We start from the raw sequence: 23,895 nt of genomic DNA, 5'->3' as shown, positions 1-23,895 counted from the left end.
ACGATGTCGGCCTTTTTTATTATTCCGCTTCTTTAAACTTCTCAGCGGTTTCTTTGACCAGCGGTTGTAATTCACCACGCTGGAACATCTCAACAATAATGTCACAGCCGCCAACCAGTTCGCCATCGACCCACAGCTGAGGGAAGGTTGGCCAGTTAGCATACTTTGGCAGCTCTGCGCGAATATCCGGGTTCTGCAGAATATCCACGTAAGCGAAGCGCTCACCACAGGCAGACAGCGCCTGAACCGCCTGGGCAGAGAAACCGCAACTTGGCAGTTTCGGCGAACCTTTCATGTACAGCAGGATCGGGTTTTCTGCGATCTGGCGCTGAATTTTTTCTACAGTACTCATTATTGCCTTCCTTAATTCGTCACTTCGTGTTTCTTTATTGTAGCGACTTCCCTTCAGGACTGAAAATGAGATTTTCTTCCCGTTAGGGCAAACCGCCATGTTTGTTAAGTCCGCTTGCGCGCTATCCACCCGCTCATCGGGACCCAAAAGGTGAATGCATTAATAATTTGCAATAATTTTGCTGAGTTAAGCTGCTGAAATTGCTTATTTATGCCTGCTTTTTACCCAAGTTATTAATTAATAAAAAAAGGACTTACTGTTTTAAAAAAAACTGGACTAGAATGTCTTCGGCGCTGATCGTTGATCAGATTTTTCTTAACCTTGTCAGATATCTGTTGAACCTGACAGCTTAACCAGTAAACGGACTATGCGTTCAATTATTACGCTTCTTATTCTGGCTTTTGCGCAACTGTTCTTTAACGTCGCCTCTGCATCACCGCAGGCGCCGGTTAAGGCCAGCTTGCATAAGGTAGAGAAAAAAAGTGCGCGCGAAGATGAGCGGCGCAAGCGACGCACGGTTAAAGCTTCGGCGAAAAAAAGCCGTTCCTCCGCAGAGCAGAAATCCAGCAAAACGCTTAAAACCAGTAAAAATCCCTCTCACGCGGTTGCCTCTCACAAAACCCTGACCAAAGCGACTGATTCACACAAGAAGCTCACAAAAAAAGTGGCGGCCAATGCCACCAGCAAGAAACGCTATGGTCATCAACGCGCGGTGAAGGTGGCGAAAGCGAACAGCAAGGATACCGGCACCATCAAAATGAGCAACGCACACCGTCAGCGCTATCAAAAAGCACGTGAAACGGCGATGGCAAAACTGATGGGACAGCTGGGCAAGCGCTACCAGTGGGGCGGAAAATCGCCGCATACCGGTTTCGACTGCAGCGGCCTGGTGTGGTACGCCTACAAAGATGTGGTGAAATTTAAAATTCCGCGTACTGCAAATGAAATGTATCACCTGCGGGATGCCGCGCCGGTGAATCGGGAAGCACTGGAGAAAGGCGATCTGGTGTTTTTCCGCATCAACGGACGTGGCACGGCCGACCACGTGGGTGTTTACCTGGGTAACGGTAAATTTATTCAGTCACCGCGTACCGGAAAGGACATTCAAATCAGTGCGTTAAGCGAAGATTACTGGCAGCGCCACTATATTGGCGCGCGTCGCGTCATGACGCCAAAAACCGTTCGCTAAACGTCACTCCTCCGTCATACCGACGGAACGCAGCCGGGACAGGGAAACCTTCCCGGCATTTTTATTAGTTCAGAATGGCGGTAAAGCTGAACGCAATAATCATCAACAGTGCAGCCGCCGTGGTCATCAATGACAGTTTCAGATCGGTACTCATCACAACTCCTTAGGCACAATTTTAGTAGGGGTTAAGCATTTTCCCACACGCGTGGGTAAAAATCTCGTTTTATCCGTGCAGCCTTGTTAGAATCCCCTCTTTGTTGCGCAACAGCGCGCAACATCGGTTGCGTCAGCACCCTTTTCAACCGTTATTTCCTGCCCCGATGCCCCATAACCGGTCAGAAAAACGTTTTTTTTTGCAGAAATAACCGTCCGCTGACGCAAACGTTTAACAACATGCTTATCAACAGGTTAGATAAGCCCGGGAGTTCGATTTTCATGGCAACAATTAAAGATGTGGCGAAACGTGCAGGCGTCTCTACCACAACCGTTTCTCACGTCATCAATAAGACGCGCTTTGTCGCAGAAGATACCCGCGAAGCGGTCTGGGAAGCGATTCGGGAATTACATTATTCACCCAGCGCCGTAGCACGCAGCCTGAAGGTGAATCACACCAAAACGCTGGGCCTTTTGGCCACCTCCAGCGAGGCGCCCTATTTCGCTGAAATTATTGAAGCCGTGGAGAATCACTGCTTTGATAAAGGCTACACCCTGATTTTAGGCAACGCGCATAACGACCTGCAAAAACAGCGTGCCTACCTCTCGATGATGGCGCAGAAGCGCGTCGATGGGCTGCTGGTCATGTGTTCTGAGTACCCGGATGATTTGCTGCAAATGCTGGAAGCCAACCGCAATATTCCCATGGTGGTCATGGACTGGGGCGAATCCCGTGCCGATTTTACTGACACGGTGCTGGATAATGCGTTTCAGGGCGGTTATCTGGCCGGCCGCTACCTCATCGAACGCGGGCATCGCGATATTGGCGCCATTCCAGGGCAAATGGAACGTAACACCGGTGGTGGCCGTCATGCCGGTTTCCTCAAGGCGCTGGAAGAAGCCGGTATTCAGCCGCGTTCAGAGTGGATTGTGCAGGGCGATTTCGAGCCTGAATCCGGGTATCAGGCTATGCAGCAAATTCTGTCGCAGAAGCAGCGCCCAAGCGCGGTGTTCTGCGGTGGCGATATTATGGCCATGGGCGCTATCTGTGCCGCCGATGAAATGGGCCTGCGCGTCCCGCAGGATATTTCGGTGATTGGCTACGATAATGTGCGCAACGCACGCTATTTCACGCCTGCACTCACTACCGTGCACCAGCCAAAAGCGCAACTGGGGGAGAAGGCTCTGGAAATGTTGCTGGACCGCATTACCAGCAAGCGTGAAGAGTCGCAAACCATCGAAGTGCATCCGACACTGATTGAGCGACGCTCTGTAGGCTACGGTCCCTATCGCGACTACCGTCGTTAATCCTCGCTCAACCACTCCTGATTGAGCGTTTGCGCATCACCCAGGTAATTGAGCAACCAGCCCAATGCCGGTGATGCGCGATCTTCCGCCCAACTGACGCAGCAGGGACTTTCTGGAAAAGGCTGGGGCAAGTTAAGTTCGGTCACTTCGCCGCTGTCCAGTAGCGGGCGGGCTAAGTGCCCCGGCACCATTGCGACGCACAGCCCGGCCCGGACGCAGTCCAGCCCGGTCTGCCATTCAGGCACCACCAGTCGGCGTTGATTATCCAGAGCCCAGGTCATACGGCGCGGTAATGCACGCGAGGTGTCTTCCAGCACCAGCGAAGGCCAGTTGCGCAACGCCTCATCATCCAGCCGGGCGACCTGGGTTAACGGATGTTCCCGCGCGACGATGCAGCGCCAGTTCAGAGTTCCCATATCGCGGAAAGCAAACCGCCCGCCCACCGGAATCGCCTGAGTCGCGCCTATTGCGACCTCGACTCTTCCGTCAGCCAGCGCATCCCATACGCCGTTAAACACTTCATAACTGATGTGGAGCTCCATATCCGGAAAGTGGCGGTAGAAATCCCTGACGAACTGACGGGTTCGGTGCGGTTTCACAATGCAGTCCACCGCAATCGCGATTTGCCCTCGCCAGCCGTTGGCCAGTTGCTGGCACTGACGGCGCGTGGCATCCATTTTTTTGATGACGCTGCGGCCTTCTCGCACAAAATGTTCGCCCGCAGGTGTCAAAACGACCTCCCGGTGCTGCCGTTCAAACAGCGGTACCGCCAGCCAGGTTTCAAGCTGGCGAACGGTATAGCTGATGGCAGAAGGCACACGGTGCAACTCCTGGGCCGCAGCACTGAAACTGCCGCCACGCGCGACCGCATCAACCACTTCAAGCGCATATTCAGACCACATATCCTGCCTTTAAATTTTTTAACAGCAACAGGCAAATTTTACCGTTTCACAGTATGAAGTACAGCTTTTACACTGCCCCGCGTTTATCCTGCAAAAAATGAGAATCAGATGTCAGCTTCTAAAGGATTCATTCCCTATCTTGCCGTGCTTAGTATGCTGGGCTTTCTGGCCACCGATATGTACCTGCCCGCCTTCGGGGCCATGCAGCAAAGTTTTAACACCTCCGCCGGGATGATCAGCGCCAGTATGAGCCTGTTCCTGGCGGGTTTTGCCTGTGGTCAGCTGGTATGGGGACCGCTGTCAGATCGTATTGGCCGCAAACCGGTATTGCTGGCAGGACTGAGCCTGTTTGCGCTGGGTTGTGCGGGGATGCTGTGGGTGGACGACGTGGTACTGATGCTGGTGCTGCGCTTCATTCAGGCCATCGGCGTGTGCGCGGCTGCCGTGAGCTGGCAGGCCCTGGTGGTCGATCGCTATCCTCAGTCACGTGCAAATAAAGTCTTTGCCACTATTATGCCGCTGGTCGCACTGTCTCCTGCGCTGGCCCCGCTGCTGGGTGCCTGGCTGATTAGCCATTTTCACTGGCGCTCAATTTTTGTCGTTCTGACCGTGATTGCCGCGGCCCTGATCCTGATTACGCTGCGCCTGCCATCGGTACGAACAGCGCGCCGCCCGGCCCCGTCACAGCCCGGTTTTATGACGCTGCTGCGTTCACGCGTCTACAGCGGTAACGTCCTGATGTATTCTGCCTGCTCGGCCAGCTTTTTTGCCTGGCTGACCGGATCACCGTTTATTCTGGCAGCGATTGGCCTGTCGCCTGCTGATATCGGCTTAAGCTATATTCCGCAGACCATTGCTTTCTTAGTCGGCGGTTTTGGCTGCCGTGCGCTCCTTAACCGTTTCAAAGGGGCGCAGTTGCTGCCATGGCTGCTCATCGTCTATAGCCTTAGCGTACTGGCCCTGTTTGCCGTCGCCCTGTCAGGCTCGGTTTCACTCACCGCTTTGCTGGTGCCGTTTTGCGGCATGGCGCTGGCGAACGGGGCGATTTATCCCATCGTCGTATCCAGTGCACTTCTGCCCTTCCCCCATGCGACCGGCAGAGCCGCCGCCCTTCAGAACACGCTGCAGCTGGGCCTGTGCTTTGTCGCCAGCCTGGCCGTATCGGCGGGCCTGACCCAGGCGCTGTTCACCACAACGCTCATCATGGCGGTGACGATTGTACTGGCGCTGGCAGGCTATCAGATGCAGCGCCGCACCGGCGCACAAACTGATATTGCCTCAACGGCACATCCCTGCCAGGATAATAACTGAGGCAACGACTTTTGTCGTCTGAGTGATCAATACGTGACGGGCCCGCCAGCGCCTCCTGTGCCGGGCCCTGATTCGCCGTACCATCATAATAACAATGTTTGACGCAGCCTCATCGCTGTGAAGGTGTCTTTGTGGGCAAATGCACTCTGCCGGCCCCTGCATTGCACCCTTTCTCTGTACGCTTAAGGTTGTCTGGCGCAAGGCGTCATCTGTGACTTTTCTCATAATCCTGAGAAACGGCTCCTGCTCTTTCTCAGGTTCTGACAGTTCTGGTGATGGAGTGGCTATGAGTTCAACATGTGTAGCAGAAGTGAATATCGAACGAAACCATTGGTACCGTATCGTTCATGAGTTATTGCAAAAAGCAGACATCGAAATCAACGGTTCCCGCCCATGGGACATTCAGGTTAAACATCCCGATTTTTTTAAACGCGTCCTGCAAAAGGGCTCCCTGGGGCTGGGCGAAAGTTATATGGACGGCTGGTGGGAGTGCGAAAGGCTGGATATGTTTTTTCATCGGGCGTTGAAACATAAGCTTGATGAGCAGCTTCCTCATCACGTGCAGGATATCGTGCGCATTGCGCTGGCCCGCCTGGTTAACCTGCAGTCGAAAAAACGGGCCTGGCAAGTCGGCAAAGCGCACTATGATCTGGGTAATGACCTTTTTACCCTGATGCTCGATCCTTACATGCAATACTCCTGCGGCTACTGGAAAGACGCCACGACGCTTGAGGCGGCACAGGAAGCCAAACTGGACATGATCTGTCGCAAGCTGCAACTGAAACCCGGTATGACCTTGCTGGATATTGGCTGTGGCTGGGGCGGTCTGGCGGCTTATGCAGCAAGAAACTATGGCGTCAGCGTACAGGGCGTGACGATCTCTGCAGAACAACAAAAGCTGGCGCAGCAACGCTGCGAAGGGCTGGATGTCACTATCCTGCTTCAGGATTATCGCGATCTGAATCAGCAGTTTGACCGCATTGTCTCGGTGGGGATGTTCGAACACGTGGGGCCGAAAAACTACCCAACCTACTTTGCCACGGTCAATCGCAACCTCAAGCCAGACGGGATTTTTCTGCTGCATACCATTGGCGCGCTCAAAACGGATATGCACGTCGATCCGTGGATCGGCAAGTATATTTTCCCGAATGGCTGCCTGCCTTCTTTACGCCATATTGCCGACGTCAGCGAACCGCATTTCATTATGGAAGACTGGCACAACTTCGGCGCTGACTACGACACCACGCTGATGGCCTGGCATGAGCGTTTCCAGCGTGCCTGGCCTGACCTGACCGGACGTTATGAAGAACGTTTCCGACGCATGTTCTCCTACTACCTGAACGCCTGCGCCGGCGCGTTTCGCGCCCGTGAGATTCAGCTCTGGCAGGTTGTCTTCAGCCGTGGCGTTGAGGGGGGATTGCGGGTGGCGCGATGATTGCGCCCGTTTATGCGCCGTGGCAAGGTCGATATTGTCCGGACCGAACGCGGACGGCAGCCGGTAACCCCGGTTGCCGCGTTATCTGCCTGCCCCCACCTTCGCAGACGGGAAAATGGCGATCTTAAACCGCAGTCCAGGGCTGCAGCACATTCGCGCCGGGCGTTTTCGCCCGGGCAGTTGACACCGCACAGCCGTGAGTCGTCCCGGAAGACGGCGGGCGACACGGCAACCTGCTGGCCTGTGGGCAACGCTTTGGTCACGGCTGGCGTTATTTACCGCTATTTACCGCTGTTAATCCCGATCCGTTTCGGGCTGATCGGCCTGCTCTGCCAGTGCCCTGAGCGCGGCATCTTCACGCTGGGCCAGGACGCGCTCCACCGTGTCCACAATAGCCTGAGTATGGGGATCGATTTCGATGTTGACTCTGTCGCCAAAGGTTTTGGCGCCGAGAGTGGTTCGCTCCAGCGTCTCGGGGATAAGATAAACGCAGAATTTTGTTTTGGTCACGTCGCCTACGGTCAGGCTGATACCGTCGATGCCCACAAATCCTTTGTGCAGGATATATTTCATCTGCAAAGGATCCTGAATTTTAAACCAGACTTCGCGGTTGTTTTCAGAGCGGACAATTTTGCAGATTTCAGCCGTGGTCATGATGTGGCCGGACATCAGGTGGCCGCCAATTTCATCGCTGAATTTTGCCGCCCGCTCGATATTCACCACATCGCCCTGCCTGAGATCACCAAGATTGGTCACGCGCAGAGTTTCTTTGATCAGGTCAAAACTCACCAGATCGCCGTTGATTTCGGTGACGGTCAGGCAGCAACCGTTATGGGCAACCGATGCGCCCAGCGCTAAACCCGGCAACAGGTCAGCAGGAAGCCTGGCCACATGGGTGCGAAACAGACCTTTATCTTCAATGGACACGATTTCTGCGGTGCCCTGCACAATACCGGTAAACATAGTCTTTGCCTCTACGAAATTTGTGCCAGTTTAACACAGCCATGCTTAAGTGTTAGGTTTCAACAGCCTGAGAGACAGGCGGCACAAGTCCAAAACGCATTGCGTGACAAAGATTGGAGAAATCGGTCGCGCCAGTTACACTAAGCCCTGCTTCATCTGAAGCAGTCCTCATTTCTTTATTAATCAGATAAGTCAGGTGTTTACGTGCAGAAGTATTTAACAGAAGCGCGTCAATTGCTGGCCCTCGCGATCCCCGTTATCCTGGCTCAGGTGGCGCAAACCGCGATGGGATTTGTAGATACCATTATGGCCGGCGCCGTCAGCGCCACGGATATGGCCGCCGTTGCTGTTGGCACGTCCATTTGGCTTCCCGCCATCCTGTTTGGTCATGGTGTTTTACTGGCATTGACGCCCACCATTGCGCAACTTAATGGTTCAGGTCGCCGTGAGCGAATCGCTGAACAACTTCGTCAGGGCTTTTGGCTGGCGTTTTTCCTTTCTCTGCTCATCATGCTGGTGCTGTGGAATGCCGGGTATGTTATCCGCTCGATGCATGATATCGATCCGCTGCTGGCAGAAAAGGCCGAGGGCTATCTGCATGCCCTGCTGTTTGGCGCGCCAGGCTACCTGTTTTTTCAGGTTATGCGTAACCAGTGCGAGGGGCTCTCCAAAACCAAGCCCGCGATGGTGCTGGGTTTTCTTGGGCTGATGCTGAATATCCCGCTGAACTACATTTTTATCTACGGCCATTTCGGCATGCCGGCGCTGGGCGGCGTAGGCTGTGGCGTGGCGACGGCCTCGGTGTACTGGGCCATGTTCTTCTGCATGCGTTTTTGGGTACGACGGATGCGCAGTATGCGAGACATTCGCGTAGAGAGCCGCTGGTCAGCGCCTTCACGCGTTATCCTGCAACGTCTCACAGGGTTGGGTTTGCCGGTCGCGCTGGCGCTGTTTTTTGAAGTGACCCTGTTTGCCGTGGTGGCCCTGTTAGTCTCGCCGTTGGGGATTGTTAACGTCGCCGGGCACCAGATTGCCCTGAACTTCAGTTCGCTGATGTTTGTCCTGCCGCTGTCGATGGGCGTTGCCGCCACCATTCGCGTTGGCTATCGGCTGGGTCAGGGCTCGACAGAGCAGGCGCGGGTCGCCGCGTGGACCGCGCAGGGCGTTGGCGTCAGCATGGCGGTGATTACGGCCATTTTTACCGTGACCTTTCGCCATCAAATTGCCCAGCTTTATAACGACAATCCCGCGGTGGTCACGCTGGCTGCGCAACTGATGATGCTGGCTGCGATTTACCAGATTTCGGATTCTATTCAGGTGATCGGCAGCGGAATTTTGCGCGGTTATAAAGATACGCGATCGATTTTCTTCATTACCTTTATCGCTTACTGGTTGCTGGGTTTACCTTCTGGTTACATCCTGGCACTGACCGACTGGGTGGTGCCGCGCATGGGGCCAGCCGGCTTCTGGTGTGGATTTATCGTTGGCCTGACGTCGGCCGCCGTTATGATGCTGTGGCGCGTGCGACGTTTGCAGCAGCTTCCTGCGGAATTAATTCTTACGCGCGCATCTCGCTAACTCGCTGAACGGGCCCGAAAAGGCCCGTTACGTTCAAAAAAACGGCGCATCGCGCAGATGATGTTCATTCATTGGCAAATTTGCGTTTTTCCCCTTGCCAGCCTCTTACGCTGCCGTTAATATTCGTCCCCGCTGTCGCCCTGACAGCGTGTTGCGCTCTTAGCTCAGTTGGTTAGAGCACCACCTTGACATGGTGGGGGTCGATGGTTCGAGTCCATTAGAGCGCACCAAGTGCGTCCGTAGCTCAGTTGGTTAGAGCACCACCTTGACATGGTGGGGGTCGGTGGTTCGAGTCCACTCGGACGCACCAAATTTGATATGCGCTCTTAGCTCAGTTGGTTAGAGCACCACCTTGACATGGTGGGGGTCGATGGTTCGAGTCCATTAGAGCGCACCACTCTTTTTACGTCCTTTCTTCTTTTGCGCAACAACCCTTTTCTTGATTTACATTACCTTTACGTACTGTTTTTCGATTGGTTTTCGCATACTTAGTGATTATACTGGCCGCGTTGTCCTACTTGAAAGGTTTCAGCGACTACGTGCTTATGACGATAATAAAGATTGTTTGCGCAACAACGTCCCGGTGGTTAACCAAGCTAACCACGCAACTTCCCTGCACGCCTGGCCTTCGTCACCTATTCTTATCCTGTACTGCCCTTTTCGATTTCAACCAGAGTTCTCATTTCGGTGCACTGTCATCGAAATCCTGTTTTTCATCCATCACAACTTACAGATAACCCGTCATGAAAAAGACTAAGATCGTTTGTACAATCGGCCCAAAAACCGAATCCGAAGAGATGCTGACTCAGCTGCTTGAAGCAGGCATGAACGTCATGCGTCTTAACTTCTCTCACGGTGACTATGCAGAACACGGTCAGCGTATTACCAACATGCGTGCCGTGACGAAAAAAACCGGCATTCCTGCGGCTATCCTGCTGGATACCAAAGGGCCGGAAATCCGCACCATGAAGCTGGAAGGTGGCAACGATGTGTCACTGAAAGCCGGTCAAACCTTTACCTTTACCACCGACCAGAGCGTGATTGGTAACAACGAGCGTGTTGCCGTGACCTACTCAGGCTTCGCGAACGATCTCAAAATTGGTAACACTGTACTGGTCGACGATGGTCTGATCGGCATGCAGGTCACCGAAGTCACTGAGAACAGCGTTGTGTGTGAAGTGCTGAACAACGGCGATCTGGGCGAAAACAAAGGCGTTAACCTGCCTGGCGTTTCCATCCAGCTGCCTGCCCTGGCAGAGAAAGACAAACGCGACTTGATTTTTGGTTGTGAGCAAGGCGTGGATTTTGTTGCAGCCTCGTTTATTCGTAAACGTTCAGACGTACTGGAAATTCGTGAACACCTGAAGCAGCACGGTGGCGAAAACATTCAAATCATCTCCAAGATTGAAAACCAGGAAGGCCTGAATAACTTCGACGAAATTCTCGAAGCCTCTGACGGCATCATGGTTGCGCGTGGCGATCTGGGCGTTGAAATCCCGGTTGAAGAAGTGATCTTCGCGCAGAAGATGATGATTAAAAAATGTAATAAAGCCCGCAAAGTTGTCATCACCGCGACGCAGATGCTGGATTCCATGATCAAGAACCCGCGTCCAACCCGCGCTGAAGCTGGCGACGTGGCTAACGCCATTCTGGATGGAACGGATGCGGTGATGCTGTCTGGCGAGAGCGCGAAAGGCCGCTATCCGCTGGAGTCGGTCACCATCATGGCGACCATCTGTGAGCGTACCGACCGCGTGATGAAGCCACGCATCGACGGACAGAATGACAGCCGTAAGCTGCGCATTACCGAAGCCGTTTGCCGCGGTGCCGTTGAGACAGCCGAAAAACTGGAAGCGCCGCTGATTGTAGTCGCCACAGAAGGCGGTAAATCAGCCAAGGCCGTGCGTAAGTACTTCCCTAATGCAACCATCCTGGCACTGACCACCAACGCCACCACGGCGCGCCAGTTGATTCTGAGCAAAGGGATCGAGACACGTATGGTCAGCGAAATCGCCTCTACCGATGATTTCTATCACCTGGGTAAAGAAGCGGCGCTGGAAAGCGGTTTTGCTCAGAAAGGTGATGTTGTTGTGCTGGTTTCAGGTGCGCTGGTACCCAGCGGAACGACCAATACGGCGTCGGTACACGTTCTGTAATATCGCGTTTAACGCCTCTTTTTTAAAAAGCGCCTTCAAAGGCGCTTTTTTATTGTCTTCATAATACAGATTCAGGAAAAAGCCAGCGCGTAATGACAATAAAAATGCGCTGCAAATTAAGGTTAATCCGATTAAATCTCTCTGTTTTAGCTAAATTTTTTTATGTTGTTCTTCAATTCGCTGCTTCTTTGAGCGAACGATCATGTTTAAGCATGTTCTTATCAAAAAATTATTCTCAAGTTAAAAAGCTTTGTGTAATACTTGTAACGCTACATGGAGATTAACTCAATCTAGAGGGTATAAATAATGAATCGTACTAAACTGGTACTGGGCGCGGTAATCCTGGGTTCAACTCTGCTGGCTGGTTGCTCAAGCAACGCTAAAATCGACCAGCTGTCTTCAGACGTTCAGACTCTGAACGCTAAAGTTGACCAGCTGAGCAACGACGTGAACGCAGTGCGTTCTGACGTTCAGGCTGCTAAAGATGACGCAGCTCGCGCTAACCAGCGTCTGGACAACCAGGCTCACTCTTACCGTAAGTAAGAGTTCTGGTTTTAAAAATGGTGCCCTTGTGGCACCATTTTTTTTGTCTGCAGTTCGGGATAACGACGTCCGCCCTACTCGCCCACAGCGCGCTGGGATGACGCAGAGGCCGCAGCCTCATCCTGTATCGGCTCACCCGCACTGACCAGCACAGGCATGCCTGAGCGACGCGTCAGCGTGGCTTTAATCAACGCTCTGTCACTCTTCTCGCTCTTCATAAAGGATCTGAAGTCCGCACTGAGCGCTAACGGAGCCGTTTGCGGATCCTCCTTCTCATTACGTGACAGCGGCTGATGCACCTCAACGTAGCGCTTACCATCCGGTTCAACGCTGAATTTTACCGGTTGGTTAATAATCTGTACCCGCGTCCCTACCGGCACGCTATTGAACAGCGCTTCGATATCCTCGGTACGTAAACGAATACAGCCTGAACTGACGCGCATACCGATACCAAAATTGGCATTGGTGCCGTGGATAAGATACTGGCCTGTTCCACGCGCCATACGCAGCGCATGCAGCCCCATGGGGTTATCCGGGCCTGCTGGCACGACGGCGGGCAGCGTGATGCCCTCTTTGGCATAGCGCTTGCGGATATTCGCCGTGGGCGTCCACGTAGGATTGGGTATTTTCTGGCTGATGCTGGTCACCATAATGGGCGTGACGATACCCATCTGACCAATGCCAATGGGATACACGATAACCTTGTCTTCGCCCTTTGGATAATAGTACAACCGCAGTTCGGCCAGGTTCACCACAATGCCTTCACGCGGCGTGTCCGGAAGAATCATCTGCAGAGGAATGGTCAACTGGGTGCCCGGTTTCGGTAACCAGGGATCGGTACCGGGGTTCGCTTCCAACATGCCCAGCAGCCCGACCTGATAACGCGCAGCAATCTCTTCAAGAGGACGTTTGTTATCCGGTACCTGGGTCACCACATTCTCACCAATCAGGCGGCTGTCGGCGGGCGGTAACGGGTATTCCGTGGCAAAAACGGGTGCAGAGAGCCCAAAACAGGTCAGCAGCAATGCACCAGCTAAACGCAAAGCAGGTTTCATGCGGTTTTCTCGTCAGATAGTAAAAAGACGCCGGATGGCGTCTTTGAAGTGTATCTTAGCTGAGGTTCTGAGCGGTATGGCGAATTGACTTAATCATCGCTTCCAGCCCCTGCGAACGCGTTGGCGTGAGGTGCTGAACCAGGGCCAGTTCGCTGAACCAGTGGCGCACATCCAGCGCCACAATGTCAGCGGGCTGCAGGTTTTGATAGAGACTAAATACGATAGCTATCAATCCCTTAACAATGGCTGCATCACTGTCACCTTCAAAGCCGATGGTGCCATCTGCCTGCGGTGTCATCTTGATCCACACCTGGCTCTGGCAGCCCGTAATGGCATATTCGGGCTGATGCAGTGTTTCAGATGATTCCGGAAGTTTGGCACCCAATTCAATGATGTAGAGGTACTTCTCTTCCCAGTTGGCGCAACGGTTGAAGTTGCGCACCAGTTTCTCTTTTTCTGGCAACGTCGCCATTAATCACTCCGTTTACTCTGCTCAACCGCCCAGCAGACGATGAATACGCGTCAGGCCGGCCGCCAGGCGATCGACCTCTTCTTCACTGTTGTAGAAGGTGAAGGAAGCACGGCACATCGCCGGCACCTGATAGTGGCGCAGTAACGGCATTGCGCAATGATGTCCGGTGCGAATCGCAATACCGTACTGATCAAGGAAGCTGCCGACGTCAAACGCGTGGTGTTTGCCAAGGTTAAAAGCAATCACGCCTGCGCGCTGCTGCGGACCGTAAATCTGAATATCAGGTACGGATGAGAGTTTATCAAGGGCATAGTTCATCAATGCGGTTTCACGCTGATGAATCGTATCCAGACCCAGCGCCTGCACATAGTCCAGCGCCGCACCCAGCCCAATAATGCCGCCGGTGTTTGGCGTACCGGCCTCAAAACGCCAGGGCGCCGTATTCCAGGTGGTGCCGGTTGGCAGCAGGACTTCACCAATCATCGAGCCACCACCTTCCCATGGCGGCATGGCATCCAGAAGCGCCTTGCGGCCATAAAGTACGCCAATGCCGTTCGGGCCATAGAGCTTGTGGGCGGAGAAGACATAGAAGTCGCAGTCGATGTCCTGCACGTCAACGGTGTTATGCATCACAGCCTGAGCCCCGTCAATCAGCGTGACGACGCCAGCCGCTCTGGCCTGCGCGACGATCGCTTTCACCGGGTTAACCGTGCCCAGCACGTTTGAAACGTGCGTCACCGCCAGTAAGCGGGTCCGGCTGTCGATCAAACCAGCCAGTTGGTCCAGCGCCAGCTCACCGTTGTCGGTCAGCGGCAGCACCCGGATCTCGGCACCGCAGCGCTCTGCCACCATCTGCCAGGGCACGATATTCGCATGGTGCTCCATCTGCGTGATAATCAGATTATCACCAGGCTGAAGCTGACTGCCGCCCCAGCTGTTGGCGACCAGATTGATCCCTTCCGTCGTACCCTTTACAAAAACAATCTCTTCCGACGACGATGCATTGAGAAAACGTGCCACCTGTTCGCGAACGTTTTCCATATCGCTGGTCGCCTGCTGGCTGAGCGTGTGAATACCGCGGTGCACGGCCGCGTAGCCGTGCTGGTAGAAATGACTTTCGGCATTTATGACCGACAGAGGACGCTGTGCGCTGGCGGCGCTGTCAAGGTAGGCCAGCGGATGACCGTTGACCTCACGCTTCAGGATGGGAAAATCCGCCCTGATACGCTCGAGATCGAAGTTCATCATGAGTCGCCTCCCGGGAAGCGCTGCGCGATGCGCTGCAGCACAGCCTGGCGCAGAATTGGGTTATCCAGCGTTTCGGTTAACTCGGCAGCAAAGGCATGGATGATCATGGTCTGCGCCGCGTCCTGTTCAATGCCGCGAGAACGCAGGTAGAACATCTGCTCGTCATCAATACGGCCTACGGTCGCCCCGTGGCTGCACTTCACGTCATCCGCGTAAATTTCCAGCTGCGGCTTGGTATCCACTTCCGCCAGACGACCTAACAACAGGTTGTTATTGGTCATCTGTCCGTCAGTTTTGAGTGCGTGCTGCGCGACTTTGATGTGACCGTTAAACACCGCACGGCCTTTATCACGCACGATGGTTTTATGCATCTGGCGACTCAGGCAGTGGCCTTTGTTGTGTTCAAGATAGGTGCGGGTATCCGCCACTTCCTGATTCACCGGCAGCACCAGGCTGTTCAGCGACAGCTGGGTGTTCTCACCGTTCAGTTGCGTACTGGTATTGTGACGGCTCAGGCCAGCACCCAGTAAGAAGCTGGTGCTGGTCACCTGCGCATCGCGGTTGATCACCATGTCGTTATGGGCAAAGTGATAGCTTTTGCTGCTCTCAAAAGCCAGCTTGGTGTGACGAAGCCTGGCATTGTCCGCAACGGCAAAGGTGAAACGGGCGCCGGTAAAATGCGCGCTGTCGTTTAGCGTGACAAAGTGCTCAATCACTTCCGCTTCTGCGCTTTCTTCCAGTTGCAGATGATGACGATGATGCACCGTGTTCATGCCGTCGTCTTTGCCGCTGGTGATGTGCAGCAGATAAAGCGGACGTGCCGCCGCCTTGCCACGCGCCAGCCGAATATGCGTGACTTCTTCAGCCAGGCTTTCGGTCAGGTGCAGAAAAATCTCCGGCTGCACGGCGGCAGGCAGATCGCGGCGCTCGGCCGCAACGCTGTGCTGAATCTCGAACAGTTCGGTATCGCCGCTACTCAGCGCAGGCTGGAATCTTCCGTCGACAAAAACCAGACGTACGGCATCCAGCGGGAGCGACAGCGCATCAACCTGCGTAGCGCTGAGCTCGTGCGCCTCAGGCAACACGAAGTGATGCGCCAGCAGGCCATCCAGCGGCGTGTATTTCCAGTTTTCATGTTTGCGGGTGGGCAAGCCCAAACGCATTAACTGCTGCCAGTGCTGCTGAGCCTGCATTGAACGCATTTCACCGCGTGATTCAAACAGGTGGTGCCACTGTTGCAGCGCGGTATCACTCTTCGTCGGTAAGCCAGCCATAGCCCTGCTCCTCCAACTGTTTCACCAGCGAGAAATCGCCTGATTTTACGATTTTACCCTGATACAGCACGTGTACGAAGTCTGGCTTGATGTAGTCCAGAATACGCTGATAGTGGGTTACGATGATAAATGCACGCTTTTCGTCACGCAGGCTGTTTACACCATTGGCGACGATTTTCAGGGCATCGATGTCCAGACCGGAGTCGGTTTCATCCAGAATGCAGAGATCGGGTTCCAGCGCCGCCATCTGCAGAATATCGTTACGCTTCTTCTCACCACCGGAGAAGCCTACGTTAACGGAACGCGTCAGCAGATCTTCTGGCATTTTCAGCAGATCGATTTTTTCTTCAATGAAGTCCTGGAAATCAAAGCGATCCAGCTCGTCCTGCTGACGGTATTTGCGCACCGCATTCACGGAGGTCTGCAGGAAAAACTGGTTGCTGACGCCGGGGATTTCAACCGGGTACTGGAAAGCCATAAAGATGCCTTCGCCTGCACGTTCCTCAGGTTCCAGCTCCAGCAGATCTTTGCCCTTAAAGGTTACGGAACCGCCGGTGACTTCATAGTCTTCACGTCCGGCCAGGGTCGCAGACAGCGTACTCTTACCCGAACCGTTCGGTCCCATGATGGCATGAACTTCGCCGGGCTTAATCTCAAGGTTCAGACCACGTAAAATCGCTTTGTCTTCAACGCTAACCTGTAAATCTTTGATACTTAACATGCTTATTCCTTCACATTGCTTCCGGCAACGCGTGTGACGGCGTCAATCAGCCCACACTGTGCTCAAGGCTGATGGCTAACAGTTTTTGCGCTTCCACTGCAAATTCCAGCGGCAGCTCAGAGAATACGTCTTTACAGAAACCGTTCACGATCATCGAAATCGCATCTTCTTCACTGATGCCGCGTTGCAGACAGTAGAACATCTGATCTTCGCCGATACGTGAGGTGGTGGCTTCGTGCTCCAGCTGAGCGGTATTGTTACGGGTTTCAACATACGGGAACGTATGCGCGCCACAATCCGGACCAATCAGCATAGAATCGCACTGCGTAAAGTTACGTGCGTTGGTGGCCGTGGGCATGATTTTTACCAGGCCACGGTAGGTATTCTGGCTTTTCCCGGCCGAAATACCTTTAGAGATAATCGTCGACTTCGTATTTTTGCCGATGTGGATCATCTTGGTACCGGTGTCCGCCTGCTGGCGTCCGCTGGTCAGTGCCACCGAGTAGAACTCGCCCACGGAGTGATCGCCACGCAGGATACAGCTTGGATATTTCCAGGTAATGGCCGAGCCGGTTTCCGACTGCGTCCACGACATTTTGCTGTAATCCCCTTCGCACAGGGCGCGCTTGGTGACGAAGTTGAGGATACCGCCCTCGCCTTCACCGCCCGGGAACCAGTTCTGAACGGTGGAATATTTCACTTCCGCGTTCTTATGAATGATGACCTCTACCACCGCAGCGTGCAGCTGGTAGGTGTCACGCACGGGCGCGGAACAGCCTTCGATGTAGCTCACGTAGCTGTCTTCATCTGCAATCAGAATCGTACGTTCGAACTGACCGGTTTTCGCAGCGTTAATGCGGAAATAGGTAGACAGCTCCATCGGGCAACGCACCCCTTTCGGGATGTAGACGAAAGTACCGTCGGAGGCTACCGCAGAGTTCAACGCGGCAAAAAAGTTATCATTGGGTGGCACCACGGTACCCAGGTACTTTTTCACCAGCTCTGGATGATCGTGGATCGCTTCGCCAAAGGAGCAAAAGATAATTCCCTGCTCGGCCAGCTTGCTGCGATAGGTCGTGGATACGGATACGGAGTCGAAGATGGCGTCAACGGCCACTTCTTTACCTTCACGTACCGGAACGCCCAACTGATTAAACGCGTTCTCAACTTCCTGCGTCAGATAATCACTGGCCGGGGCGCTGCCCGATGCCTGGGTCGCGCCCGGTTCAGACGCACAGGTGTCATCGCAGTTTCCGCACGATGGCGCGGAGTAGTAACTGTAGTCCTGATAATCCAGCTTTTCGTAATGCGCTTTCAGCCAGTGCGGCTCTTCCATTTCCAGCCAGGCACGAAAGGCTTTAAGACGAAACTCCAGCATCCACTCTGGCTCGTTACGCTTAGCCGAAATTGCCCGTACCACATCTTCATTGATGCCGTTGGCAAATTCTTCGGTTTGCAATTGGGTAAAGAAGCCCTCTTTATAATTGAGCTTACCTTCCCACATTTGTACATCGTCAGATGTTTCGCTGTGTCGTGACATATTTCACTTACTCGACGCCAAAGCTTTCACCGCACCCGCAGGCGTGCTGAGCTTTAGGGTTATTGAATTTAAAAATCTGATTCAGGCCTTCGCGAACATAATCCACTTCGGTGCCATCGATAAACGGCATTGCCTGAAGCGGCACAAACAAGGTTGCGCCGTAGTAGCTAAACTGCAGATCATCCTCTTCTGGCTGCTTCACCAGATCCATTACATAACCAAAACCGGCACAGCCGGATTGTTTAATTGCTAAACGCAGGCCCTTGACTTCTGGGTTTTCTGCGGCCAGATTTAGAATTTGTTTCGCTGCGGTTTCAGTCAGCGTTAACCCTTTCCACACATACTCGTCGGGTGAGAAAGAGTCTGCATTCACGGATGACATGTTGATACCTCTTGAGTCCGGACCTTTTCAGGCTATCCCCCTATGGTAGTGATCTGACAAATCACTTCAACCTCTTGTTTTGCAGGGATAATCATAAGATGCTATTTTTACAGCTCATTTCTTAAGCATAGTCGCTGCAGCCAGGCTTGCATCGACGAGCGCCCGCTGAATTCGGGTTCTGTAACCTGTTAATAAATCGTAAATTTTTAAATGGCACCTTTACGATAATGCCTGTATTGATAGGTTACGCCTTTCTGGCATGTAAACAGATTGTTATTTCCGATTATACCGACAGGTGAGATAAATCGAAAAAAATTTCTTGCCGGGGAATTGCATTCCCGCTCCAGTTGAATATGATAATTATTATCATTCAACATTGAGGCGCGTTATGTCGTTATCGGTTTCAGCCTGGCTTCAACATAAACTAGATGAATACCGTTTTTCGGTTCGCGATCTCACCGTTGATTTTTACCTGGCACAGGCCAAACTCAACCGGGCTGAATGTACGATTCAGCAACTGCGTCAGTTTAACGATACCTGTTTAGACATGGCAGAGATCTGCCAGTTGAACGGCGATGACCTGAGTTATCTGCATGCCATGGGCAAACTTCACCACCGGCTGGTCGAGGAGATGCAAAACCCGGATCGTGACCGGCTGTTTCGCATCCAGGCTTACCAGTTGGCGCGACTCTCCCTGACTCAGCTGTGTCATCAACTCGCGATAACCGGTGAATGGGAACAAGCCACCGTATTGCAGAGTGAATTCGTCAGGCACGCAGGCTGGATATTCTAATCCAACCTGCGTCCGGCGTCGCCTCACCTTTTCAGATTAACTCTAGCAGTGCCTGAAGAGGATGACGCATGCCGTTGCCCTCCACGCGCTTGACCTGACTGCGGCAGGAAAAACCGGTTGCCAGGCAGCGCTGGCGCGGCAGTTTCTGCAATTGCGGATGCCATGACAGCGCATAAATTCCCAGGGAGTTCTCCAGGTTCTGGCTCTCATGACCGTAGGTGCCGGCCATGCCGCAACAGCCCACATTGATGTTTTCAAGCTTTGCGCCGAAGCGTGAGAAGATCGCCTGCCACTGACCGGGCGTGCCCGGCAGAGCGGTCACTTCGGTACAGTGAGCAAACAGATACCATGCTTCTCCGCTGGTGACCTGCACCTCACGTTCCTGCAGCGCCTGATGGAGCCACTCATGTACCAGAAGCACGTTGAAATCGCCACGGGCCTCGCCCAACATCTGGTGATACTCATCGCGGTAACAGAGCACCGTTGCCGGATCGATCCCCACCATCGGCATGCCCAGCTTAGCCACGCAATTCAGGAAATCGGCTGTTTTACTGGCCGTACGCGCAAAGCGTTGCAAAAAGCCTTTCACATGCTGCGCTTTGCCGTTGGGTGAGAACGGCAGCAGAACGGGCTGGTATCCCAGTTTCTCAATCAGTCGGATAAAATCATGTACCAGTTTGGCTTCATAGAAACTGGTAAAGGGATCCTGCACCACCAGCACTTTTTGGGCTCGCTGTGTTTCACTGAGCGCTTCGAGCTGCTCCAGCGTCATATTCATCGCCGGATGACCACTCAACTGCTGCTTGAGCGTGGGCGAGGACAATAAAGGCAGGTCGACCATGCCAATGTGTGTCTTACTGAATGAGGTCGCCCAAGGCTGTTTCAGGAAAAAGTTAAACACCCCCGGTGCTTTCGCCATCAGGGGCGCGTAGCTTTCTACGCCCGCCACCAGATGGTCGCTGAGCGGGCGCAAATAGCGTGTATGGTAAAGCTGTAAAAAACGCGAGCGGAAGGCCGGAACGTCAATTTTTATGGGGCACTGGGTCGAGCAGGCTTTACAGGCCAGGCAGCCGGACATCGCCTCTTTCACCTCATGCGAAAAATCATATTCCCCTTTATTGGCATACCAGGTATTGCGCATTCTGCTTATCAGCGCGCGAAGCGACAGGGAACTTTCCGGCAGCTTTTTCTCCAGCATCACCGGCTCGGCGCCCTGCTCTGCCAGCAACCGAAGCCATTCCCGCGTTAAGGTCGCGCGCCCCTTCGGCGAGTGAATGCGGTTACGGGTGATTTTCATTGACGGGCACATCGGACTGCGGGCATCGAAGTTAAAGCACAATCCGTTACCGTTGCACTCAAGCGCACCGCGCCAGGTTTCTCGTACCTGAAGGGGGATCTGACGATCGTAGCTGCCCCGTTTCGTCGCATCTACCTGCATCATCGCCGCCTCGCTATCGAAAGGCGTACAAATCTTACCGGGATTGAGACGATTGTGGGGATCGAAGGCCGCTTTAATGCGGCGCAGCTCGTTAAACAGCGTTTCGCCAAAAAAGGCCGGACTGTACTGCGCGCGGAATCCCTTGCCATGTTCTCCCCACAGCAGGCCACCATAACGTGCCGTTAAGGCAACCACCTCATCGGAAATTTGCTTCATCATCATTTCCTGATGGGGATCGCACATATCCAGGGCCGGACGGACATGCAGCACGCCGGCGTCCACGTGACCGAACATGCCATAACTCAGACCATGGCTGTCCAGAAGCGCGCGAAACTCAACAATATAGTCGGCAAGGTGTTCAGGTGGAACGGCGGTATCTTCAACAAAGGGGATCGGTTTGGCACGGCCTTTGGCATTACCGAGTAAGCCCACCGCCTTTTTACGCATGTTATAGATGCGTTCAATACCGTCCAGATCGTCACAGAGTTGATAGCCGATCACCCCGCCCTGCTGCTGCGTCATCAACGTATCCAGACGGGCGCAAAGCTGTGTGATCTGCCGATCGATTTGCCCGGCATCATCCCCGGCAAACTCAACGATATTCAGCCCTAACATTTCTTTATCCGGGATAGCCGTAATCAGCTCGCGCACGGAGTGCCAGACAATATCTTCCCGCGCCAGATTGAGCACTTTCGAGTCAACCGTTTCCACCGACAGCGCCTGCGCCTCGACCATCAGGGGGGCATTGCGAAGCGCAGAATCGAAGGCGTCATATTTAATATTAACCACGCGCCGGACTTTGGGCAGCGGCGTGATATCCAGACGGGCTTCGCTGATAAACGCCAGCGTTCCCTCTGCACCACACAGCAGCCGCGTCAGGTCAAAGGTCTGCATGTCATCGCTAAACACGTGGCGCAAGTCGTAACCGGTCAGGAAGCGGTTGAGCTTAGGAAACTTCTCCAGAATCAGTTCGCGATGCTCACGGCAGCGGGTGAGCACCTGCTGATAAATTCGGCCTTCAGGCGTGGGCGTTTGCGCCAGATTTTCAGCCAGCGCGGTAGGCACCGGTCGGGTATCCAGAATATCGCCGCCGAGCAGCACGGCCCTGAGCCCTAAAACATGGTCAGAGGTTTTACCGTAGACCAGCGAGCCCTGACCGGATGCATCCGTGTTAATCATGCCGCCCAGGGTGGCGCGGTTACTGGTGGAGAGCTCCGGTGAAAAGAAGAATCCAAAAGGTTTCAGGTACGCATTAAGTTGATCTTTGACTACCCCAGCCTCGACGCGCACCCAGCGTTGTTCGGTATTGATTTCCAGGATGCGGTTCATGTGGCGCGACATATCCACAATGATGCCTTGATTGAGCGACTGACCGTTGGTCCCGGTGCCGCCACCGCGCGGGGTGAAGACCAGACTGGAGAACGCCGCTTCACCCGCCAGTCGGGCTATCAGTGCCACGTCTGCCGTCGAGCGCGGGAAAAGCACCGCATCGGGCAGGAGCTGATAGATGCTGTTATCGGTTGAAAGCGAAAGTCTGTCGGCGTAGCTGGTGGCGGTATCGCCGGTGAAACCCTGCGCTTTGAGGGTTTCAAGAAATGTCAGCACCCGCTGGATAAGACCCGGTGCCTGAGAAATCTGTGGGATCATGGAGTATGTGACCAAAGATGTTGTGTTGGTTTGCGTCTGTATCTTGCTTTAATCCTCAGTTTTATCACATTTCCCACCACGCTGTCGTTTTTTCAGGAAGGGCTGAAACCTTTTCTTTACAAGCCTGTTTAAACGCCCTGAAATAGCCCATGATTACGGGGCAGCGTCATCCCCTGAGTTGACGAATTCCAATGAGGTAACGCACAAGATGAAAAGCCTGGAACGGCAGATTGATCTTCCCCAGATGTTATTTACCCTGATTTTTATTTTACTCCTGATCGCCGCGTGCTTGTGGGTTGTCCAGCCATTCATATTGGGCTTCGCTTGGGCAAGCATGGTGGTTATTGCCACCTGGCCCCTGATGCTGAAGATACAGCGCCTGCTGTGGGGGCGGCGTTCGCTGGCGGTCATTGTGATGACTATCCTGCTGCTCCTGCTGTTTATCATCCCGGTTGCCCTGCTGGTTAACAGCCTGATAGATAACAGCGCACCGGTCATCGCCTGGGCGACTCAGGGACATATGTTACCCACTCTGAGCTGGCTCAACGATATTCCCATGGTGGGTGAGAAACTGTATGCCAGTTACCAGAAACTGGTGGCGGGCGGCGGCGCAGCGATCATGGCGAAGTTACAACCTTATGTTGGCCGTACCACCGGTTTTTTTGTGGCGCAGGCCGGGCACTTTGGCCGTTTTATGATTCACCTGGCCGTGATGCTGTTGTTCAGCGTACTGCTCTACTGGCGCGGTGAGCAGGCGGCACAGGGCATCCGGCATTTTGCCTGGCGCATGGCTGGCCGACGCGGTGATGCTGCCGTATTGCTGGCCGGACAGGCAGTACGCGCGGTGGCGCTGGGCGTTGTCGTCACTGCGTTGGTGCAGGGCGTACTGGGCGGTATCGGGTTAGCCGTTTCCGGTATCCCCTACGCCACATTGCTGACCGTGTTGATGATCCTCTGCTGCCTGGTGCAGATCGGCCCGCTGCTGGTGCTGGTGCCCGCGATTGTTTATCTCTACTGGAGTGGAGACACCACCTGGGGCACGGTACTGCTGATCTGGAGCTGTGTTGTGGGCACGCTGGACAATATTTTGCGGCCGGTGCTGATTCGTATGGGCGCCGATCTGCCGCTGATTCTGATTCTGTCCGGCGTTATAGGGGGATTAATCGCGTTTGGTATGATCGGCCTGTTTATCGGGCCCGTTGTGCTGGCTGTCTCTTACCGACTGGTCTCTGTCTGGATGCATGAAGTGCCTGCGCCGCAGGCCGATCCGCTAAGCGTGGTAAGTGAATCACCGGAGCAAAAGCCCTGATCCCTCCTTTTATATGATTAGTACTCGTTAAGTGGGCTGGCTGATTAAGATATCGCCAGCCTTTTTTTCATTAGCGTACTTTAAGATAAAACGCATGTTTCACGCCTTTAGCCCCTCTTCCGCCTT

Annotated in this window: 21 protein-coding genes and 3 tRNA genes; 12 read left to right on the top strand and 12 right to left on the bottom strand. The window is 53.9% G+C overall.

What is annotated here, in order from left to right; genetic code table 11:
* Positions 1–19: 19 nt before the first annotated feature.
* Positions 20–355, bottom strand: coding sequence for a Grx4 family monothiol glutaredoxin (locus DFO57_RS03610; protein ID WP_170934913.1), 336 nt, complete (start codon positions 353–355; stop codon positions 20–22).
* Positions 356–719: 364 nt separating this feature from the next.
* Between DFO57_RS03610 and DFO57_RS03605 the strand changes: the two genes are divergently transcribed.
* Complete coding sequence (locus tag DFO57_RS03605; protein WP_019105305.1) at positions 720–1,541, top strand: C40 family peptidase; 822 nt, start codon at positions 720–722, stop codon at positions 1,539–1,541.
* 64 nt (positions 1,542–1,605) lie between these two features.
* On the opposite strand, the gene DFO57_RS03600 is transcribed toward DFO57_RS03605, so the two are convergent.
* On the bottom strand, positions 1,606–1,695 hold the full coding sequence (locus DFO57_RS03600; RefSeq protein WP_019105306.1) for a YnhF family membrane protein: 90 nt from the start codon (positions 1,693–1,695) through the stop codon (positions 1,606–1,608).
* A gap of 281 nt (positions 1,696–1,976) precedes the next feature.
* Between DFO57_RS03600 and purR the strand changes: the two genes are divergently transcribed.
* Positions 1,977–3,002, top strand: coding sequence for an HTH-type transcriptional repressor PurR (gene purR, locus DFO57_RS03595; RefSeq protein ID WP_014605954.1), 1,026 nt, complete (start codon positions 1,977–1,979; stop codon positions 3,000–3,002).
* On the opposite strand, the gene punR is transcribed toward purR, so the two are convergent.
* Entirely contained in the window at positions 2,999–3,904 is a 906-nt protein-coding gene (gene punR, locus DFO57_RS03590; RefSeq protein ID WP_013025606.1) for a DNA-binding transcriptional activator PunR, read from the bottom strand. The genes purR and punR overlap by 4 nt on opposite strands.
* A gap of 108 nt (positions 3,905–4,012) precedes the next feature.
* Between punR and punC the strand changes: the two genes are divergently transcribed.
* Positions 4,013–5,215 carry a purine nucleoside transporter PunC gene (gene punC, locus DFO57_RS03585; protein WP_110015084.1) on the top strand — a complete coding sequence of 401 codons (1,203 nt, stop codon included), beginning with the start codon at positions 4,013–4,015 and terminating at the stop codon, positions 5,213–5,215.
* 286 nt (positions 5,216–5,501) lie between these two features.
* Positions 5,502–6,650 carry a cyclopropane fatty acyl phospholipid synthase gene (gene cfa / locus DFO57_RS03580; RefSeq protein WP_110015083.1) on the top strand — a complete coding sequence of 383 codons (1,149 nt, stop codon included), beginning with the start codon at positions 5,502–5,504 and terminating at the stop codon, positions 6,648–6,650.
* A gap of 294 nt (positions 6,651–6,944) precedes the next feature.
* On the opposite strand, the gene DFO57_RS03575 is transcribed toward cfa, so the two are convergent.
* Entirely contained in the window at positions 6,945–7,613 is a 669-nt protein-coding gene (locus DFO57_RS03575) for a riboflavin synthase subunit alpha (protein WP_105078593.1), read from the bottom strand.
* Between the two features lie 204 nt (positions 7,614–7,817).
* On the opposite strand from DFO57_RS03575, the gene DFO57_RS03570 reads away from it, so the two are divergent.
* The 6 genes from DFO57_RS03570 to DFO57_RS03545 all read left to right on the top strand — a co-directional run bounded on the left by DFO57_RS03570 (position 7,818) and on the right by DFO57_RS03545 (position 11,890).
* On the top strand, positions 7,818–9,191 hold the full coding sequence (locus tag DFO57_RS03570; RefSeq protein WP_014593604.1) for an MATE family efflux transporter: 1,374 nt from the start codon (positions 7,818–7,820) through the stop codon (positions 9,189–9,191).
* Positions 9,192–9,344: 153 nt separating this feature from the next.
* Positions 9,345–9,421 (top strand) — tRNA-Val (locus DFO57_RS03565).
* A gap of 3 nt (positions 9,422–9,424) precedes the next feature.
* Positions 9,425–9,501 (top strand) — tRNA-Val (locus tag DFO57_RS03560).
* A gap of 10 nt (positions 9,502–9,511) precedes the next feature.
* A tRNA-Val gene (locus DFO57_RS03555) sits at positions 9,512–9,588 on the top strand.
* 346 nt (positions 9,589–9,934) lie between these two features.
* Positions 9,935–11,347: a pyruvate kinase PykF gene (pykF, locus tag DFO57_RS03550; RefSeq protein WP_013025600.1), complete on the top strand. Its 1,413-nt coding sequence runs from the start codon at positions 9,935–9,937 to the stop codon at positions 11,345–11,347.
* 306 nt (positions 11,348–11,653) lie between these two features.
* Positions 11,654–11,890 (top strand): major outer membrane lipoprotein, encoded by a 237-nt coding sequence (locus tag DFO57_RS03545; RefSeq protein ID WP_006118977.1) that lies wholly within the window; start codon positions 11,654–11,656, stop codon positions 11,888–11,890.
* A 74-nt stretch (positions 11,891–11,964) separates the two neighbouring features.
* Here the strand turns inward: DFO57_RS03545 and DFO57_RS03540 are convergent, their stop codons facing one another.
* Genes DFO57_RS03540 through sufA form a run of 7 tightly spaced genes read right to left on the bottom strand, consistent with a single transcriptional unit; the run spans position 11,965 to position 18,582 of the window.
* Entirely contained in the window at positions 11,965–12,945 is a 981-nt protein-coding gene (locus DFO57_RS03540; protein WP_013025599.1) for a L,D-transpeptidase family protein, read from the bottom strand.
* A gap of 55 nt (positions 12,946–13,000) precedes the next feature.
* Positions 13,001–13,417 (bottom strand): cysteine desulfuration protein SufE, encoded by a 417-nt coding sequence (gene sufE / locus DFO57_RS03535; protein WP_014593602.1) that lies wholly within the window; start codon positions 13,415–13,417, stop codon positions 13,001–13,003.
* Positions 13,418–13,438: 21 nt separating this feature from the next.
* Positions 13,439–14,662, bottom strand: coding sequence for a cysteine desulfurase SufS (gene sufS, locus DFO57_RS03530; protein ID WP_029568728.1), 1,224 nt, complete (start codon positions 14,660–14,662; stop codon positions 13,439–13,441).
* Positions 14,662–15,939 carry a Fe-S cluster assembly protein SufD gene (gene sufD / locus DFO57_RS03525; protein ID WP_110015082.1) on the bottom strand — a complete coding sequence of 426 codons (1,278 nt, stop codon included), beginning with the start codon at positions 15,937–15,939 and terminating at the stop codon, positions 14,662–14,664. Before sufD ends, sufS begins: the two co-directional genes overlap by 1 nt.
* Positions 15,914–16,660, bottom strand: coding sequence for a Fe-S cluster assembly ATPase SufC (gene sufC / locus DFO57_RS03520; protein ID WP_013025595.1), 747 nt, complete (start codon positions 16,658–16,660; stop codon positions 15,914–15,916). Before sufC ends, sufD begins: the two co-directional genes overlap by 26 nt.
* 46 nt (positions 16,661–16,706) lie before the next feature.
* On the bottom strand, positions 16,707–18,200 hold the full coding sequence (sufB, locus tag DFO57_RS03515) for a Fe-S cluster assembly protein SufB (protein WP_013025594.1): 1,494 nt from the start codon (positions 18,198–18,200) through the stop codon (positions 16,707–16,709).
* Between the two features lie 7 nt (positions 18,201–18,207).
* Positions 18,208–18,582, bottom strand: a complete 375-nt coding sequence (sufA, locus tag DFO57_RS03510) for a Fe-S cluster assembly scaffold SufA (RefSeq protein WP_013025593.1) — start codon at positions 18,580–18,582, stop codon at positions 18,208–18,210.
* A gap of 388 nt (positions 18,583–18,970) precedes the next feature.
* Between sufA and DFO57_RS03505 the strand changes: the two genes are divergently transcribed.
* Entirely contained in the window at positions 18,971–19,375 is a 405-nt protein-coding gene (locus DFO57_RS03505; RefSeq protein ID WP_019105314.1) for a hypothetical protein, read from the top strand.
* A 31-nt stretch (positions 19,376–19,406) separates the two neighbouring features.
* On the opposite strand, the gene DFO57_RS03500 is transcribed toward DFO57_RS03505, so the two are convergent.
* Positions 19,407–22,460, bottom strand: a complete 3,054-nt coding sequence (locus tag DFO57_RS03500) for an FAD-binding and (Fe-S)-binding domain-containing protein (RefSeq protein ID WP_110015081.1) — start codon at positions 22,458–22,460, stop codon at positions 19,407–19,409.
* Between the two features lie 208 nt (positions 22,461–22,668).
* On the opposite strand from DFO57_RS03500, the gene ydiK reads away from it, so the two are divergent.
* Positions 22,669–23,769 carry an AI-2E family transporter YdiK gene (gene ydiK / locus DFO57_RS03495; RefSeq protein ID WP_014605961.1) on the top strand — a complete coding sequence of 367 codons (1,101 nt, stop codon included), beginning with the start codon at positions 22,669–22,671 and terminating at the stop codon, positions 23,767–23,769.
* The last annotated feature ends 126 nt before the right edge of the window (positions 23,770–23,895 follow it).

The organism is Pantoea sp. AG702, from assembly GCF_003182295.1.
Taxonomy (GTDB): domain Bacteria; phylum Pseudomonadota; class Gammaproteobacteria; order Enterobacterales; family Enterobacteriaceae; genus Pantoea; species Pantoea ananatis.
Note: the sequence above shows the minus strand (reverse complement) of the source record. Positions and strands in the feature narration are given on the sequence as shown.

Bases quoted from the DNA above. Each gene is read 5' to 3' on its own strand.
- DFO57_RS03605 (WP_019105305.1), top strand. From the start codon at position 720: ATGCGTTCAATTATTACGCTTCTTATTCTGGCTTTTGCGCAACTGTTC.
- DFO57_RS03600 (WP_019105306.1), bottom strand. From the start codon at position 1,695: ATGAGTACCGATCTGAAACTGTCATTGATGACCACGGCGGCTGCACTG.
- purR (WP_014605954.1), top strand. From the start codon at position 1,977: ATGGCAACAATTAAAGATGTGGCGAAACGTGCAGGCGTCTCTACCACA.
- punR (WP_013025606.1), bottom strand. From the start codon at position 3,904: ATGTGGTCTGAATATGCGCTTGAAGTGGTTGATGCGGTCGCGCGTGGC.
- punC (WP_110015084.1), top strand. From the start codon at position 4,013: ATGTCAGCTTCTAAAGGATTCATTCCCTATCTTGCCGTGCTTAGTATG.
- cfa (WP_110015083.1), top strand. From the start codon at position 5,502: ATGAGTTCAACATGTGTAGCAGAAGTGAATATCGAACGAAACCATTGG.
- DFO57_RS03575 (WP_105078593.1), bottom strand. From the start codon at position 7,613: ATGTTTACCGGTATTGTGCAGGGCACCGCAGAAATCGTGTCCATTGAA.
- pykF (WP_013025600.1), top strand. From the start codon at position 9,935: ATGAAAAAGACTAAGATCGTTTGTACAATCGGCCCAAAAACCGAATCC.
- DFO57_RS03545 (WP_006118977.1), top strand. From the start codon at position 11,654: ATGAATCGTACTAAACTGGTACTGGGCGCGGTAATCCTGGGTTCAACT.
- DFO57_RS03540 (WP_013025599.1), bottom strand. From the start codon at position 12,945: ATGAAACCTGCTTTGCGTTTAGCTGGTGCATTGCTGCTGACCTGTTTT.
- sufE (WP_014593602.1), bottom strand. From the start codon at position 13,417: ATGGCGACGTTGCCAGAAAAAGAGAAACTGGTGCGCAACTTCAACCGT.
- sufS (WP_029568728.1), bottom strand. From the start codon at position 14,662: ATGAACTTCGATCTCGAGCGTATCAGGGCGGATTTTCCCATCCTGAAG.
- sufD (WP_110015082.1), bottom strand. From the start codon at position 15,939: ATGGCTGGCTTACCGACGAAGAGTGATACCGCGCTGCAACAGTGGCAC.
- sufC (WP_013025595.1), bottom strand. From the start codon at position 16,660: ATGTTAAGTATCAAAGATTTACAGGTTAGCGTTGAAGACAAAGCGATT.
- sufB (WP_013025594.1), bottom strand. From the start codon at position 18,200: ATGTCACGACACAGCGAAACATCTGACGATGTACAAATGTGGGAAGGT.
- sufA (WP_013025593.1), bottom strand. From the start codon at position 18,582: ATGTCATCCGTGAATGCAGACTCTTTCTCACCCGACGAGTATGTGTGG.
- DFO57_RS03505 (WP_019105314.1), top strand. From the start codon at position 18,971: ATGTCGTTATCGGTTTCAGCCTGGCTTCAACATAAACTAGATGAATAC.
- DFO57_RS03500 (WP_110015081.1), bottom strand. From the start codon at position 22,460: ATGATCCCACAGATTTCTCAGGCACCGGGTCTTATCCAGCGGGTGCTG.
- ydiK (WP_014605961.1), top strand. From the start codon at position 22,669: ATGAAAAGCCTGGAACGGCAGATTGATCTTCCCCAGATGTTATTTACC.